Here is a 16314-nt window from a genome sequence, read left to right as displayed (position 1 = left end):
CTGGGGATAACCGACCGCGAGGTTCGGACACCCCGTGTCGTCCGTCACCGTCTTCCCCGTCCTGGGGCTGTCCTTGGGAGGCGCCGTGCCGCTCTCTGAGCACGAGCAGCGCTTGCTCGACCAGATCGAGCAGGCCCTCTACGCCGAGGACCCGAAGTGGGCCAACACCGTCAGGATCAGTGACCCGCGCAGCCATTACCGGCGCCGCCTGGTGAAAGCCTCCATCGGCTTCGTCCTCGGCATCGCCCTGCTGATGGTCGGCGTCGTGATCAACAAGATCCCCATCGGCGTCGGCGGTTTCGTGGTCATGCTCGCCGCGTGTCTTTGGGGTCTGTCCAGCTGGAAGCGGATGAACGGCTTCGGCGACGCTTCAGGGGCCAAGCCGGGCCGGCAGAGGGGCCGGGCGGGCCGCCGCCCGGGGCCCCGGCAGACCTTCATGGAACGGATGGAGGAGCGCTGGCGCCGCCGGCACGATGATCGCTAGGGTCCGTCCGGGCCGCCTCCGTCAGGGAGGCGGCCCGTTCCGATCCAGTGGTCAGACGCGGCCGGTCAGCCGCCCGCCGGTCAGGCCGTCCAGCCTGGCCGTCAGCCGCAGCCGTGCGCCCTCCAGCCGCTCGGTGGCCTCCAGCAGGCGTCCGCCCGCCCGGCGCATCCGCAGGAGCGTGGACGGCGGCAGCAGCACAGCGCGGATCCGCCGGCCCCGCGTCACCCGGGCCGCCAGCGCGCGCCGTACCAGACGCAGGTCCTCCCGCAGCGGGCCGGTCTCGCCGGGGGTCCGGGCGAACATCATCCGCTCCACCAGGGTGGCGATCCTGGTCAGCGCGGCGGCCTCGTCGGCGTCGAACCCATGCTGCCCGGCCAGCCGCCCGGCCAGCGCGCGGGGGCTCTCGCTCGGCAGCCGGCCCATGCCGTAGTCGCACAGGGCGTCGTCCAGTTCGGCCCAGGCCGCCGAAACCGCCCCCTCCGGAGCGCCGCGGCCGGCCCGGACCTCCGCCGCCCCGGCGGGAGCCGGCGCGGACGGGCCGCCGGGAACCCCGGACGGGCCGCCGGGCGCTCCGGACGGGCCCCGGGAGAGGGACCTGCGGCGCCGGGCGCGCAGCTCCCAGCGGAGCGCCGCCGGCACCAGCGCCACCAGCAGCACGGCCAGCAGGCCGAGACCGATCCAGGCGGCGACCGGCACCCCCTCGTCCACCGCGACCGGCACCCCGGTGAGGTCGCGCTGCAGCGTCCGGTCGTCGCGGGAGCGGGCCGAGGGGTCGCGCGGCGTGTCCGTGCCGCTCGAACCCGTATCCGGGGTGGAATCCGGCCCGTCGGAGCCGTCCGTGGTCACCTGGGGGCGGGTGTAGACGGGCACCGACGCGGTGCCCTGGCCCGCCGACCCGGCGGGGGTGGGCTCGAACCGCAGCCAGCCGGTCCCCTCGAAGTACAGCTCGGGCCAGGCGTGCGAGTCGTGGGCGCGCACCTGCCAGACGCCGGAGACGTTGGTGCCGCCGGTGTAGCCGATGGCGACCCGGGCGGGGATGCCCAGGACCCGGGCCAGCACCGCCATCGAGGCGGCGAACTGCTCGCAGTAGCCGGTCCGGCTGCGCAGCAGGAAGTCCGCCAGCGCGGAGCCGGTGTGCCCCCGCGTGGCGAGGCTGTAGGTGAAGCCGCCCTCCTTGGTGAAGAACTCCTGGAGCTGGATCGCCTTCTCGTACGGGCCCGCGTCGTCCTTCGTCACCCGCCTGGCCAGCGCGCGGACCTCCCGCGGCAGGCCCGGGGGCAGCCGGAGGTAGCGCTCGCCGACCGAGGCGGGCGGGGGCCCGGCCGCCCTGAGCGCCTCGGCGGTGGGGCTGGGCTCGGCGGTGGTGACCCGGTAGGTCATCCCCTCGGCGGTTTCGCGGGCGGAGAACACCATGAGCGTGTCCCGGTCGGACCGCCAGTCGCCCTCGATGTCGACCCGGCCCGCGGGATACGGCAGCGGCAGGAAACTCATGCCCCTGACGTCCTCGCTCACCGCGATCGTGGTGGTGGCCCGGGTGACCGGCGTGGCCGGGGCGAGCCCCGGCGGCGCGGGCAGCGGCCCCTCCGAGGTGCGGTCCTCGGGGCGGCCGTGCGGGTCCGACATCGTCCACTGCTCGCCGTCGAAGATGTCCAGGGCGTACGTCCGCAGGTAGCGGGACAGGCCGTCGCTGCTCGTGTAGCTCAGCACGGTGGAGTTCTCCGGCAGCGACAGCAGCCCCCGCATGCTGACCATCGGGTTGGAGACGCTGATCGAGTTGCCGCCCCGCCCCCTGCCGTTGCCCACGCCGAAGCCGAACAGCGGATCGGGCTCCAGGGCGGGCAGCAGCGCGGGCACCAGGACGGCCAGCGCGACCGCGGCGAAGCCGATGCGCTTGCCCGACATGCGCAGCGTCCCCGCCTCGGCGTCGGACGGTCTCGGCGCGACGAAGGAGGGGGCCCGGCGCACCAGCACGGCCCTGCCCCAGTGGCTGATCCGTTCCCGCCCGTCGGCGGCCAGCAGCCCGAGGTAGCCGGCGGCCGCGATGATGAACGCCAGCCAGTTGATCGGGTCGGCGATCACCGCCGCCGGGACGGTGAACAGCGTCAGCAGCGGCAGCCCGGCCAGTGCGGCCCGGCGCATCCGGACCGCCAGCAGGTCGACGACGATCGCGATCAGGCCGACGCCGCCGCAGGTCAGCAGGACGATGCCGGGGTTCGGCGGCACCGGGGCGGCGTAACGCTGGATGTCGGCGAAGCCGGTGGCCAGCAACCCGCCCAGCGCGCGCACGGACGAGACGGTGGGCACCAGGACGCCCCACGCCTGCTCCCGGGCGAAGGCCGCGGTCAGGAAGATCAGGACGGCCAGCAGCTGGAGCGGCGGCACCAGCCAGTTCGGCATGGTGTAGCGGCCGGCCAGCAGGCCGGCCCCGGTCACCACCAGGATGACCCCGAGGCTCGACCAGAACCAGGCGCCGCCGGAGAACAGGGGATAGAGCGCGATCGCGACCGCTCCGGTGGCCACGCCCGCCGCGGCGGTGAGCCTCATACGGCGCCTCCGCCGGGTGCGGACCGTCCCTGAAGCCTCATACGGCACCTCCACTGGTCGCGAACCGCCCGCGCTGCCCGGCCTCCGGCCACACGTCGGCGATCGAGACACCGGACGGCAGGCGCACGACGCGCCAGCCCGCCCCGGCGAGGACGGCCTGCGCCGCCCGGTACTCCTCGTTCGAACCGAGCTCCGGACGCTCCCACCCGGCCACGTCCAGCAGCACGGCCACCCCGGTCATGTTGCCGTGCCTGAGCCGGGCCAGGGCCTCGGCCTGCTCCACGTCGATCCCGCCGAGCACGGCCACCACCAGGCCGTCGCCGCCGCCCTGCCGCAGCGCGCCCACGCCGTACTCCAGCGAGCGGGCGGAGCCGGTGCGCACCACGGCCAGGGCGTCCAGCAGCGACCAGCTCGCCCCGACGTCGTCCAGGTGCTGGGCGCCCTGGTCGGTGACCAGCCGCAGGCCCAGCCCCTCGCGGGCGAGGTGGACCCCGATGGACGCCGCGGCCGAGACCGCCACCTCGAACGACGAGCGGGGCCCCTCGCCGCGGTGCGCGTACCTGCGGGTGTCCAGCAGGAGCGCGCCGCGGCTCTGCCACTGCTGCTCCTCGCGCCGCACCATCAGCTCGCCGTACCGGGCGGTCGAGCGCCAGTGCACCCGCCGCAGGTCGTCGCCCTGCCGGTACTCGCGGGGCGCGACGTCGTCGTCGCCGGCCGCGGCGACGCTCCTGGTACGGCTCTCGCCTCCGCCGCTCCACTCGCCGGAGAGGCGGACGTGCGGCAGCGCCACCACCCGCGGGGTCACCACGAGGGTGTCGCTGATGGTGAACGACCTGGTCAGCTCCACCAGGCCGAACGGGTCGCTGATCCGGACCGTCAGCGGCCCGATGGGGAAGCGGCCGCGCAGGTCGGACCGCACCCGGTAGTCGATCTCCCGGATGCCGCGCGACTCGACCCGGTCCAGGATGAACCTGGGACGCGCCCCGAGCGCGTAGGGGACGGTGTCCTCGATCAGCAGCAGGCCGGTCGGCAGCCGGGTGATGTTCTCCAGGCGGAGCGTCACGGTGGCGTCGCTGCCGGTCTCGGTCCTGGGCGGGTCCAGCCGCCGCGCGCAGCTCAGCCGGTAGCGGGTGCGGGCCACCACCACGGCCGCCAGCAGCGGCAGGGCGGCGATCAGCACGCCGATCCTGAGAAGGTCCTGCTCCCCGAGGACGACGGCGCACAGCATCGCCGCGAGGCCGGAGGCGATGAACGACCGGCCGCGCGACGTCAGGGCCCTGAGTCCCGAGGTCACTTGGCCGGGGCCTCGGGGACGGGCACCCGCCGGACCAGCTCGGCCACCACCTGCTCGGGCATCCGGCGCTGGCCCTGGGCCTCGACGCTGGGCAGCAGCCGGTGGGCGAGCACGGGGACGCTCAGCTCCTGGAGGTCGTCGGGGATGACGTAGTCGCGGCCGGAGAGCGCGGCGTGCGCCCGGGCGGCCCGGACCAGCTGCAGGGTCGACCGGGGGGAGGCGCCCAGCCGCAGGTCGGGGGAGGTGCGGGTGGCGGTCACCAGGTCGACGGCGTACTTCTTGACCGGCTGGGAGACGTAGACGGCGCGCACCGCGTCGATCAGCGCCCGCACCTCGGCGGTGGTCGCCACCGGCTCCAGCTTGTCCAGCGGGGAGGCGGCGCCGTGCACGTCGAGCATCTCCAGCTCGGCGCCCGCCTCGGGGTAGCCCATCGCGATCCGGGCGGTGAAGCGGTCGCGCTGCGCCTCGGGAAGGGGATAGGTGCCCTCCATCTCGATGGGGTTCTGGGTGGCGATCACCATGAAGGGGCCCTCCAGCACGTAGGTCGAGCCGTCCACGGTGACCTGGCGCTCCTCCATGCACTCCAGCAGCGCCGACTGGGTCTTCGGCGAGGCCCGGTTGATCTCGTCGCCCACCACGATGTTGGCGAACACCGGTCCGGGCTTGAACTCGAACTCCCTGGTCTGCTGGTTGTAGGCGCTGACGCCGGTGATGTCGCTGGGCAGCAGGTCGGGGGTGAACTGGATCCGGCGCACCGGGCAGTCGATGGACCGCGCCAACGCCTTGGCGAGCATGGTCTTGCCGACTCCCGGCACGTCCTCGATGAGCAGATGGCCTTCGGCGAGGAGAACGGTGAGGGTGAGGCGGACGACGTCGCCTTTGCCTTCGATCACCGACTCGATCGCCTGGTGGATCCGCTGGGCCGTGACCACCAGCTCGTCGAGCCGGGGAGAGACGTCATGGGTTACTGCCACCAGGCCTCCATGAGGGTGCGGCGGTTTTGCGCCGGGGGTCATATTTCGGGGCTTTTAGCGCCCCTTTTCATTGTGGGTACCGACATTACGATGCCGGAAGTTCCCCGGCGACCCGATGCGGGCATGAAACCTCATTTCGGGCTCTCGGCCGCGCCGGGTCCGCGGCGGATCCCCGCCGGTCCGCCGATTTCATGATCGTTCGGCCATGGGCCGTCTTCCCGACACGCCCGTGACGTGCCGGGGCCGCCCACCCCCTCCACTTCGCTCCACCCCTCCTGACCTGGGATTTCTTCGCCGAAGTCGATCGCCGGGAGATGCGGAATCAGTTGACGGTGGAGAGAAGTGGAGTATGGTGGTGCGCAGTGGAGAGCAGGGACGAAAGTGGTCTGCCCTCCGCAAGGCACGGGAGGTGGGGCCGGTGTTCCTCGGCACTCACCATCCGCGTCTCGATGACAAGGGACGGCTGTTCCTGCCGGCGAAGTACCGCGAGGAGCTGGCGGAGGGTCTGGTGATCACCAAAGGCCAGGAGCGCTGCCTCTACGTCTTTCCCGTAGAGGAGTTCAGGCGCATCACCGAGGCTCTGCGCACCGCGCCGGTGACCGCCAAGGCGGTCCGCGACTACAGCCGCGTCCTCTTCGCCAGCGCGTCCGACGAGGTCGCCGACAAGCAGGGCCGGATCACCGTCCCGCAGCCCCTGCGCGAGTACGCCGGCCTGAGCCGTGACTGCGCGGTCATCGGCGCCAACACCCGCCTGGAGATCTGGGCCTCGGGTGCCTGGGACGCCTATCTGGCCGAGCAGGAGCAGGCCTTTTCCGACCTGTCGGAGGAGGTGCTGCCAGGGATCTTGTGACTCCACGGTCGACTCATCGGTGAGAAAGTCGTTCGGCGAGGTCTCCACCCGCAACCACGCGCCCGTCAGCTGATGCACCTTCCCCGGTGTCAGGTGACGGGCCGGCACGCGGGTGCGGATGGGGACCTGGCCGGGCGGCCCGTGGTGGGGACCAGCAGGAACACCGGTGAGCGTCGCCGCACATCCGCGAGCGAGGCGGCAAGAGGGGGTTTGCGCTTCATGCGCGCTGACAACGACATGTCCGATCTTCCGGGCCCGGGTGCGGCTCCGGGCGGCCACGTGCCCGTGATGCTCGATCGCGTGCTCGAACTGCTGGCCCCCGCACTGGCGGGTCCGGCCCCGGTGGCCGTCGACGCCAACCTCGGCCTCGGCGGCCACGCCGAGGCGCTGCTGGCCGCCCACCCCTCGCTGCATCTGATCGGCATCGACCGCGACCCCGCCGCCATCGAGCGTTCCACCGCCCGGCTGGTGCCGTACGCCGACCGGATCACTTTGGTCCGCGCGGTCTCCGACGAGCTGCCCGAGGTGCTGGCCCGGCTGGGCCGGCCCCGGGTCGACGCCGTCCTGTTCGACCTGGGCGTCTCCTCGCCCCAGCTCGACGAGGCCGAGCGGGGCTTCGCCTACTCCTACGACGCGCCCCTGGACATGCGGATGGACCCCGACCAGGAGCTGACGGCCGAGGTGGTCGTCAACACGTACTCGGCCGCCGAGCTCATCCGGATCCTGCGGGATTACGGCGAGGAGCGATTCGCCCCGCGTGTCGCGCGCCTAATCATCAAAGAAAGGGGCAACGAGGCCATAACGTCTACCAAGCGGCTCGCGGAGATCGTCCGTACGGCGATCCCCGCCGCCACGCGACGGACCGGGGGCAACCCGGCCAAGAGAACATTCCAGGCGTTGAGGATCGAGGTGAACGCGGAGTTGACGGCGCTGGAACGTGCGCTCCCCGCGGCGCTCGACGCCCTGACGCTTGGCGGGCGCGTGGTGGTGCTCGCCTACCACTCCCTTGAGGACCGGCTGACCAAGCAGGTCCTGGCGGCCCGGACCAGGGACACCAGCCCTCCCGGGCTGCCGGTCCCGTTGCCGGCCCACCAGCCGCGGTTCGCGCTGCTGACGAGGGGTGCCGAACTCCCGAGCGAAGAGGAGGTGGCCCGCAACCCGCGGGCGGCCTCCGCCCGGTGCCGGGCTGCAGAGAGGATCCGTGAGGCAGTTGACGAGGAGTGACACAGACGTCCGCGCCGCGCGGCCCGGGCGCGTCTCCCGCGCCGTGCCGCGGGGACGCGGGGCCGCCGCGCCCGCCAAGCCCGCCGCGCCCGCCCCGAGCCGGCCCGTCGGACCCGCCAAGCCCGCTCAGGGCCGGTCCGCCGCGCCCGTCAAGCCCGCCGCGCCCGCCAAGGCCGCGCCGAGCAGGTCCGCGCCGAGCAGGTCCGCCGCCCGGCCCCCCGCCGCCCGTACGGCGCGGCCGTCCCGGCAGGGCCGGCCGCCGCGCGCTCCCTTCGTGCTGCTCGTGGTGGGCCTCCTCTGCGGCGGGCTGGTCAGCCTGCTGCTGCTGAACGTCGTCCTCGCCCAGGACTCCTACCGCCTCAACGAGCTGCGCGACGGCATCAGCGAGCTCCAGCAGCAGAAGGCGGATCGCGAGAACGAGAACGCCCGGCTCGACACGCCCGAAGAGCTCGCCAAGCGAGCCGAGCTGCAGGGCCAGAACCGCGACTGGGACAGCATGAACACGATCGACAGCCGGGTCGCCAGCCAGGGCCAGGCGCCCGTCACGCGCGAGCGGGTGGAGGGCACGGGCAGGTGAGGGAGACCGGCGGGCGGGGCTCCGGCCCGGGCCGTGGCGGCTCCGGCGGCCCCGCCGGAGGATCCGGCCGCCGGGTCCCGAAGGGGCCGGGCCGGCCCGGCAGACCGGGCGGCCCGGACGCCTCCAGGGGGACGTCCGGCCGGGGCGGTCCCGAGCAGGACGGCCCCGGCGGCCGGGGCGGGTCCTCCCCGTCCGGCGGGCAGCCGTCCCCGGAGGGCTCCGGCCGGCGCCCGGACGCCTCCGGGCGCTCCGGCGGGCCCCGGCGCGCCGAGGGATCCGGGCGCCGCGAGGAGACCGGCGGGGCGGGCGGGTCCTCCCGCGGCCGGTCGCCCGGCAAGCCCGCGCGCCCCGAGGGCTCGTCCGGCCGTTCCCCGCGCCCGGAGCCCGCGTCCGGGCGGCCTTCCCGCGCGGAGGGAGCCGGGGGCCGGAACGCCCGCTCCGGCGGCGCGGGCGGATCCGCCTCCGCCGGCCGGACCGGTGGCTCCGCCGTACCGCCGGGCAGGCCCCGCGCCGGGTCGCCGGCCCGCGACACCGGGGACGGCCCCGCCCGCGGCGGGCGGCCCGGATCCGCCTCCGCGAAGCCTCCGGCCACCAGGACCGGCTCCGCCTCCGGGAAGCCCCCCGCCTCTCCGAAGTCCTCCGCCTCCGCGAAACACCCGGCCTCAGCGAAGCACCCGGCCTCCGGCCGGCCCGCGACCGGCAGGCCCGTCCCCACCGGCGCGGCGGGCAGGCCCGGCCGCCCGCCGGGGCCCGAGGCGCCCCGCAGGCCGGGCCGATCCCCGCGCCCCGAGGAGCCGGCGGGCCCCGCGGGCCGGCCGCGCGTCCGCCCGGCCGGCGACCAGGCGCGCCCGCCCCGGCCCGCCCCGGCGACCGGCGGGAACGGAGGCGGCGGCAGGCCGCCCAGGCCGCCCGCGCGCCCGCCCGCGACGCTGCGCCTGGGCAACCCCGGCCGGCGGATCAGCGTCGGCCTGATCGCGATGACCTTCGTGCTGTCCATCTTCGCCGGGCGGCTCATCCAGCTCCAGGGCCTCGATTCCAAGGTCTACGCCGCCGAGGCGGCCAAGCAGCGGGTCCAGGGCGAGAAGCTGACCGCCCGCCGCGGCTCCATCACCGACGCGGCCGGGCACGAGCTCGCGCTGACCCGGGAGGCGCGCGAGGTCTACGTCGACCCCTCCGAGGTCAAGCCGGCCATGCGCGACCAGATGGCCACCTTCCTCGCCACGGAGCTGGGCCAGCCCAAGCAGGACATCGCGGCCAAGCTCGCCGTACCCGGCAGCCGCTACCAGAAGCTGGCCTCCGCCGTGGAGCCGTCCGTGGCCGGGCGGATCATGCAGGGGGCCTCGAAGCTCAAGTTCAAAGGGCTCGGCACCCGGAGCCGGTACGTGCGCGACTACCCCGGCGGCGACCTCGCCGGGACCCTCCTCGGCTTCGTCGGCGACGACGGGAACGGCCTGAGCGGGCTGGAGAGCACCTACGACACCCTGCTCGCCGGCCGCGACGGCGAGCAGATCATCGAGACCGGCCGCGCTGGGCAGCGCATCCCGATGACCCGCAGCACGGTCAAGGCGCCCGTCGAGGGCAGGGACGTCCGGCTCACCATCGACCGCGACATCCAGTGGGCCGCCCAGAAGGCGATCGCCGAGGAGGTGAAGGCCACCGGTGCCCGCACCGGCAGCGTCATCGTGATGGACGCCCGCGACGGCCGCGTGTACGCCATGGCCAACGCCCCCGAGCTCGACCTGAACGACTGGCGGCGGACCTCGCCCGAGGACTGGGTGAACCGCGCCGTGACCGACGTGTTCGAGCCGGGCAGCACCAACAAGGTCATCACCGCGGCGGCCGCCCTGGAGTCGGGCGCGCTGCGGCCGGACACCGCCATGCGGGTCCCGGACAACATCCGGTGCGCCGACCAGGTGCTGCGCGACTCCCACCCGCACTCCGTGGAGCGGCTGACCTTCTCCGGCGTGGTCGCGACCTCCAGCAACGTCGGGACGATCATGGCCGCGCAGAAGATCGGCGACCAGCGGCTGTACGAGATGATGCGGCGCTTCGGGTTCGGCGCCAAGCCGGGCAGCGGCCTGTACCGCGAGGAGGGCGGCCTGCTGCCCGACTGGCGGAACTGGTCGGGCAGCCAGCGCTGCACGATCGCCTACGGCCAGGGCGTCTCGGTCACCGCGCTGCAGACGGCCAGCGTCTACCAGACCATCGCCAACGGCGGCGTGCGCGTCACCCCGACGATCGTGGCAGGCACCACCGACGAGCGGGGCGCGTTCGCCCCGGCCGCGCCCGCCGCGCGGACCCGGGTCATCAGCGAGCGCGCCGCCAGGGACGTCGCCGGGATGCTGGAGGCCGCGGTCGGCGCCGAGGGCACCGGCAACCTGGCCGCCATCGATGGCTACCGGGTGGCGGGCAAGACCGGCACCGCGATGCGCTACGACGCCGAGTGCCAGGGATACTGCGGGTACACCTCGACGTTCGTCGGCTTCGCCCCGGCGGACGCCCCCCGCCTGGTGGTCCTGGCGGTCGTCCAAGATCCTCAGAAAGCCCACTACGGTGGAGAGGTCGCAGCCCCGGTATTCAAGAAAGTGATGACGTTCGCGTTGAAGAGCCAGAAGATCCCGCCCACCGCGACCAGGCCGTCGGCCTCGGTGCCGATCCGCACCGGCCGCTGACGAGGGAAGGTACGCTCTCGCCGTGCGTCCCCCGTCGTCCATGCGACCCTCAACCAGTTCGCCCCGGCCACTGTCGGGGCTGGCGAGCCTGCTCGGCGCGCCCTCCGGCACGTCGCGGGCGCCGCTCGCCGCGGTGTCCGGGGTCACCATCGACTCCCGCCGGGTCCGGCGCGGAGACCTCTACGTCGCGCTGCCGGGCGCCACGGCCCACGGCGCCGACTTCTGCGCCCAGGCGCTCGCCGCCGGCGCCACCGCGATCCTGACCGACCAGGCGGGCCGGGAGGCGGCGGTCGCGACCGGCCTGCCGGTCCTCGTCGTGCCCGACCCGCGCGCCGTGCTCGGCCAGGTCTCCTCCTGGGTGTACGGCGCGCCCGCCGCCGCCATCACGCTCATCGGCGTCACCGGCACCAGCGGCAAGTCCACCAGCACCTTCCTGCTGGAGGCCGGGCTGCGGGCCGCCGGGCACACCACCGGCCTGGTCGGCGGCGTGGAGATCCGCGCCGGCGACCTGCGCTTCGCGTCCACACTGACCACCCCGGAGGCCAGCGACCTGCAGGGCCTGTTCGCCCTCATGCGCGAGCGGGGCGTCACCGCCGCCGCGATGGAGGTCTCCAGCCACGCGCTGGCCCTCGGCCGCGTCGACGGGATCCTCTACGACGTCGCGCTGTTCACCAACCTGTCGCAGGACCACCTCGACTTCCACCGCGACCTCGACGACTACTTCGCCGCCAAGGCCCGGCTGTTCACCCCCGAGATGAGCCGCGCCGGGGTCGTCAACATCGACGACGCCCACGGCCGCGAGCTCCTCGGCACGGCGAAGATCCCGATGACCACCTTCTCCGCCCAGGGGGCCGCGGAGGCCGACTGGCGCGCCGCCGACGTGCGCCTGAGCGGCGACGGCAGCTCCTTCCGCGTGGTGGGCCCCGGCGGCGTCGAGGAGGACGCCACGGTGGCGCTGCCCGGCCCGTTCAACGTCGCCAACGCCCTCGGCGCGATCGTCGCCCTGGTGGAGGCGGGGGTGCCGCTGCGCGCCGCGGCGGCCGGGATCGGCACGCTGGCCGGGGTGCCCGGCAGGATGGAGCGGGTGCCGGGCGCCGACGGCTTCGAGGCCATCGTGGACTACTCCCACAAGCCCGGGGCCGTGGAGTCGGTGCTGCGCTCGCTGCGCGAGGTCACCGAGGGCCGGCTGACCGTGGTGCTGGGCTGCGGCGGCGACCGCGACCGCGGCAAGCGTCCCATGATGGGCGCCGCCGCCGCCCGGCTGGCCGATGTGGCCATTCTCACCAGCGACAACCCCCGCTCGGAGGACCCCCTGCGGATCCTGGCCGAGATGATGGACGGGATCCTCGGCGTGTCCCCGGAGGAGCGGGCCCATGTGATCATTGAGCCGGACCGGGCCGCGGCCATCGATCTGGCGATCGGCCGTGCGGGCCCCGGCGACGTGGTCGTCGTGGCCGGCAAGGGGCACGAGCAGGGCCAGTACGTCGGCGACCGGGTCCTCCCGTTCGATGACAGGCAAGTGGTGGCCGACGCGATCGGCAGACGGCGGAGCCGTACCGGGCGCCAGGCGTGTATGGAGAGTAAGGAAGCCTCATCATGATCCCGTTGCCGCTGGGCAGGATCGCCGAGATCACCTCGGGCGCCCTCGCGGGCATGGCCGACCCCCGCGCGGTCGTACGCGGCCCGGTCGTCGTGGACTCCCGGGCCGTCGAGCCGGGGTCGCTGTTCGTCGCCGTCAAGGGCGAGCGGTCCGACGGGCACGACTTCGCCGCGGCCGCCGTGGAGGCGGGCGCCGTCGCCGTGCTGGCCTCCCGGCCCGTCGAGGCCCCCGCGGTCGTCGTCGGCGACGTCGTGGGGGCCCTGGCCGACCTGGCCACGGCGGTCTGCGCCGGGCTGCCGGCGGCCACGGTCATCGGCGTGACGGGCTCGGCGGGCAAGACCACCACCAAGGACCTGCTGGCCCGCCTCACCGCGCGGATCGGCCCCACGGTCGCGCCGGTCGGCTCGTACAACAACGAGATCGGCCACCCCCTGACGGTGCTGCGGGCCGACGAGAGCACCCGCTACCTGGTGCTGGAGCTCAGCGCCCGGGGGGTCGGGCACATCGCCCACCTCGCCAGGATCGCCCCGCCGAAGATCGGCGTGGTCCTCAACGTCGGCAGCGCGCACATCGGGGTCTTCGGCGGCCGGGACGCCATCGCCAAGGCCAAGGGCGAGCTGGTCGAGGCGCTGCCCGCCGACGGCGTCGCCGTACTGAACGCCGACGACCCGCTGGTGGCCGCGATGGCCGACCGGACCCGCGCCCGGGTCACCTGGTACGGCCGCGGCGAGACCGCCGCGGTGCGGGCCGAGGGCGTCACCCTCGACGGGCGCGGTCGCGCCTCCTTCACGCTGCGCACCCCCTCCGGGGCCGCGCCGGTCACCCTGCGCCTGTACGGCGAGCACGCCGTGGACAACGCGCTCGCCGCGGCGGCCGCCGCCTACGAGCTGGGGCTGCCGGTCGCCACCATCGCCGAGGAGCTGTCGGAGGCCGAGCCCCGCAGCCGCTGGCGGATGGAGGTCACCGACCGGGCGGACGGCGTCACCGTCGTCAACGACGCCTACAACGCCAACCCCGAGTCCATGCGCGCCGCGTTCGGCGCCCTCGGAGCCATCGCCGGGGGCCGACGCCGTCTCGCGGTCATCTCCTCCCCGAGCGAGCTGGGCGAGCACGGCGCCGAGCTGAACGAGGGCGTGGGCCGGACGGCCGCCGCCGCGGGCCTCGAAGCCCTGTTCGTCGTCGGCGCCGACGCCGGGCCCGTCCTGGCCGGGGCCAGGGCCGCCGCCGAGGACGCCCGTGCCGCGGGCGGGCACGTCCCCCGGATAACGCACGTCCCCGACGTCGAGACGGCCGTCGCCGAGGTCTCGGCGCTCCTCGCGCCCGGCGACGTGGTGCTGGTCAAGGGTTCGCGCGTGGCCGGCCTGGAGCGGGTGGCCGAGGCCCTGCTCGGGGGTGACCGCCGATGAGGGAGATCCTCATCGCGGCGGCGGTCAGCCTGCTGCTGTCCATGTTCGGCACGCCGCTGGCGATCCGCCTGTTCTCCCGGCGCGGCTACGGCCAGAGCATCCGGGAGGAGGGCCCCTCCGGCCACCACGACAAGCGCGGCACCCCCACCATGGGCGGCACCGTGATCGTGATCGCGGCGCTGATCGGGTTCGCCTGCGCCCACCTGGTCGCCTGGACCCAGCCCACCGTCTCGGCGCTGCTGGTGCTGTTCCTGATGACCGGCCTGGGCATGGTCGGCTTCCTCGACGACTTCATCAAGATCTACAAGCAGCGCAGCCTGGGCCTGCGCAGCGGCGCCAAGGCGCTGGGCCAGCTCATCGTCGGCGCGGTCTTCGCGGTCCTGGTGACCCGCTTCCCCAACGCCTACCTCATCACCCCCGCCGAGACCCGGCTGTCGTTCCTGCGGGACTTCGGCCCCTCCATCGGCATCATCGGGTTCACGATCTGGGTGCTCATCATGATCGTGGGCTTCTCCAACGCGGTGAACCTCACCGACGGCCTCGACGGCCTGGCCAGCGGCGCGACCGGCGTGGTGCTCGCCTCCTACGTGCTGATCGGCAACTGGCAGCTGCGCAACAGCTGCACCGTCCAGCTCAGCCCCAACTGCTACTGGGTCCGCGACCCGCTCGACCTGGCCGTGGTCGCCGCCGCCGTGCTCGGCGCGCTGGTCGGCTTCCTGTGGTGGAACGCCCCGCCCGCCAAGATCTTCATGGGTGACACCGGCTCGCTGGCCCTGGGCGGCGTGATCGCGGGCCTGGCCATCACCACCCGCACCCAGGGCCTGCTGATCATCCTCGCCGGCATGTGCGTGGTCATCACGATGTCGGTGATCATCCAGGTCGGGTTCTTCAAGATGACCGGCAAACGGGTCTTCCGGATGGCGCCGCTCCAGCACCACTTCGAGCTGTCGGGCTGGGCCGAGACGACCATCGTGGTCCGCTTCTGGCTGATCGCGGCCCTGTGCGCCGCCGCCGGCCTCGGGCTGTTCTACGTCGAATGGATGCCCAAGCCGTGACGGCCGCGGATCCCACCGGCATCGGGGGCGACGGAGGCGACGGAGGCGCCGGGGGCACGGTCGTCGTCGCCGGGCTCGGCGTCTCCGGGACCGCCGCCGCCCGCGTGCTGGCCGGGCGGGGCGCGAAGGTCGTCGTCCTGGAGGGCCGCGACGGTGAGCAGGCCAGGGCCGCCGCGGCGGAGCTGGCCGGGCTGGGCGTCGAGGTCCGGTTCGGCGAGCCCGCCGGGGTGCCCGCCGGCGCCTCCCTGGTCGTCACCACCGGCTGGCCGCCGCACCATCCCGTGATGGCCGCCGCCGCGGCGGCCGGGATCGAGGTGATCAGCGAGGTCGAGCTCGGCTGGCGGCTGCGCCCGGCCGGCGCGGCGCCGTGGCTGGCGTTGACCGGCACCAACGGCAAGACCACCGTGGTCCGGATGCTCGCCGCCATGCTGTCCGCCGCCGGGCACCGCGCGCTCGCCGCCGGAAACGTCGGCACCCCCGTCGTGGAGGCCGTCGGCGAGCCCTGGGACGTGCTGGCCGTGGAGCTGTCCAGCTTCCAGCTGCACCGCTCGCCCAGCCTGGCCCCGCACACCGCCGCCGTGCTCAACGTGGCGCCCGACCACCTCGACTGGCACGGCTCCCTGGAGGCGTACGCCCGGGACAAGGGGCGGATCTTCGAGCGGGCCGGCACGGTGGTCTGGAACGCCGACGACGAGTGGCCGGCCCGCCTGGCCGAGCCGTACGCCGGCGGGGCCGCCCGCGTCGTCGGCTTCACGCTCGACGTGCCGCGGCCCGGACAGGTCGGCGTGGTCGAGGACCTGCTGGTGGACCGGGCGTTCACCGCCGACCCGGAGCGCGAGGCCGCCGAGCTGGCGGGCTTCGCCGACATCCGGCCGTTCGCGCCGCACAACGTCGCCAACGCGCTCGCCGCCGCGACCATGGCCCGCTCCTACGGGGTGCCCCCGGAGGCCGTACGGCGGGGCCTGGCCGACTTCGTCCCCGACCCGCACCGCATCGCGCACGTCGCGACCGTGGGCGGCGTCGACTACGTCGACGACTCCAAGGCCACCAACCCGCACGCCGCCGCCGCCTCGCTCGCCGCCTACTCCTCGATCGTCTGGGTCGCCGGCGGCCAGCTCAAGGGCGCCGACGTCGACGACCTGGTACGGCGGGCCGCGCCGCGGCTGCGCGGCGCGGTGCTGCTGGGCGCCGACCGCGAGCGGATCCGGCGGGCTCTGGCGCGACACGCCGAGAATGTCCCGGTGGTGGAGGTGGCGGGGCAAGACACTGGGGTCATGGATCGCGTCGTCACCGAAGCCGCCCGGCTCGCCACCCCCGGGGACACCGTGCTGCTCGCCCCCGCCGGAGCCTCCCTCGACATGTTCCCCAACTACGGCGCCCGCGGGACCGCGTTCGCCGAAGCCGTTCTGAGGCGGCTGCACGGGCCGCGAGGATCCTGAGAGCGCATGGGACCACACCCTCAAGATCCTCGCCTGGCGGACGGCGAGCCGCTCGTACCGGCCCAGGGCCGGGGCGGAGGTGGAGCCCTGACCGGGTGCCGGGCCGTAGCGGTCGCCGCCGAACCGGTCGCGGACGATGACCTGGACTCGGCGGCCGACCGGCTCGCCTGCCGTTCGGGCCATGATCCCGGCTCG

12 protein-coding genes are annotated in these 16314 nt (G+C 74.5%); 9 read left to right on the top strand and 3 right to left on the bottom strand.

Features of this window, described 5'->3' with window-relative positions; all coding sequences use genetic code 11:
- Positions 1-85 precede the first annotated feature (85 nt).
- A complete protein-coding gene (locus IEZ10_RS00690; RefSeq protein ID WP_189244480.1) occupies positions 86-484 on the top strand; it encodes an SCO2097 family morphological protein in 399 nt (132 codons plus the stop codon).
- Between the two features lie 51 nt (positions 485-535).
- Here the strand turns inward: IEZ10_RS00690 and IEZ10_RS00685 are convergent, their stop codons facing one another.
- From IEZ10_RS00685 to IEZ10_RS00675, 3 genes are read right to left on the bottom strand one after another with little or no spacing between them, the layout of a single operon-like run.
- Positions 536-3028: a transglutaminase TgpA family protein gene (locus IEZ10_RS00685; protein ID WP_189244479.1), complete on the bottom strand. Its 2493-nt coding sequence runs from the start codon at positions 3026-3028 to the stop codon at positions 536-538.
- A 37-nt stretch (positions 3029-3065) separates the two neighbouring features.
- Positions 3066-4322, bottom strand: a complete 1257-nt coding sequence (locus IEZ10_RS00680) for a DUF58 domain-containing protein (RefSeq protein WP_189244478.1) — start codon at positions 4320-4322, stop codon at positions 3066-3068.
- Complete coding sequence (locus IEZ10_RS00675; RefSeq protein WP_373287363.1) at positions 4319-5338, bottom strand: AAA family ATPase; 1020 nt, start codon at positions 5336-5338, stop codon at positions 4319-4321. The genes IEZ10_RS00680 and IEZ10_RS00675 overlap by 4 nt, the downstream gene beginning before the upstream one ends.
- Before the next feature lie 376 nt (positions 5339-5714).
- On the opposite strand from IEZ10_RS00675, the gene mraZ reads away from it, so the two are divergent.
- The 8 genes from mraZ to murD all read left to right on the top strand — a co-directional run bounded on the left by mraZ (position 5715) and on the right by murD (position 16119).
- Positions 5715-6146: a division/cell wall cluster transcriptional repressor MraZ gene (gene mraZ / locus IEZ10_RS00670; RefSeq protein WP_179818419.1), complete on the top strand. Its 432-nt coding sequence runs from the start codon at positions 5715-5717 to the stop codon at positions 6144-6146.
- Positions 6147-6365: 219 nt separating this feature from the next.
- Positions 6366-7370, top strand: a complete 1005-nt coding sequence (gene rsmH / locus IEZ10_RS00665; RefSeq protein ID WP_189244476.1) for a 16S rRNA (cytosine(1402)-N(4))-methyltransferase RsmH — start codon at positions 6366-6368, stop codon at positions 7368-7370.
- Entirely contained in the window at positions 7357-7947 is a 591-nt protein-coding gene (gene ftsL, locus IEZ10_RS00660) for a cell division protein FtsL (RefSeq protein ID WP_189244475.1), read from the top strand. The genes rsmH and ftsL overlap by 14 nt, the downstream gene beginning before the upstream one ends.
- 977 nt (positions 7948-8924) lie before the next feature.
- A complete protein-coding gene (locus IEZ10_RS00655; protein WP_229810808.1) occupies positions 8925-10619 on the top strand; it encodes a peptidoglycan D,D-transpeptidase FtsI family protein in 1695 nt (564 codons plus the stop codon).
- Positions 10620-10659: 40 nt separating this feature from the next.
- Entirely contained in the window at positions 10660-12219 is a 1560-nt protein-coding gene (locus tag IEZ10_RS00650; RefSeq protein WP_189244474.1) for a UDP-N-acetylmuramoyl-L-alanyl-D-glutamate--2,6-diaminopimelate ligase, read from the top strand.
- The gene (locus tag IEZ10_RS00645; protein ID WP_189244473.1) at positions 12216-13625 is read left to right on the top strand and encodes a UDP-N-acetylmuramoyl-tripeptide--D-alanyl-D-alanine ligase; all 1410 of its coding nucleotides are present in this window, start codon (positions 12216-12218) and stop codon (positions 13623-13625) included. Before IEZ10_RS00650 ends, IEZ10_RS00645 begins: the two co-directional genes overlap by 4 nt.
- Positions 13622-14680, top strand: a complete 1059-nt coding sequence (mraY, locus tag IEZ10_RS00640) for a phospho-N-acetylmuramoyl-pentapeptide-transferase (protein WP_179818413.1) — start codon at positions 13622-13624, stop codon at positions 14678-14680. The genes IEZ10_RS00645 and mraY overlap by 4 nt, the downstream gene beginning before the upstream one ends.
- A complete protein-coding gene (murD, locus tag IEZ10_RS00635) occupies positions 14662-16119 on the top strand; it encodes a UDP-N-acetylmuramoyl-L-alanine--D-glutamate ligase (protein ID WP_189244472.1) in 1458 nt (485 codons plus the stop codon). The genes mraY and murD overlap by 19 nt, the downstream gene beginning before the upstream one ends.
- The last annotated feature ends 195 nt before the right edge of the window (positions 16120-16314 follow it).

It is taken from the genome of Streptosporangium pseudovulgare (genome assembly GCF_014648055.1).
In the GTDB taxonomy this organism is placed as follows: Bacteria; Actinomycetota; Actinomycetes; order Streptosporangiales; family Streptosporangiaceae; genus Streptosporangium; species Streptosporangium pseudovulgare.
Note: the sequence above shows the minus strand (reverse complement) of the source record. Positions and strands in the feature narration are given on the sequence as shown.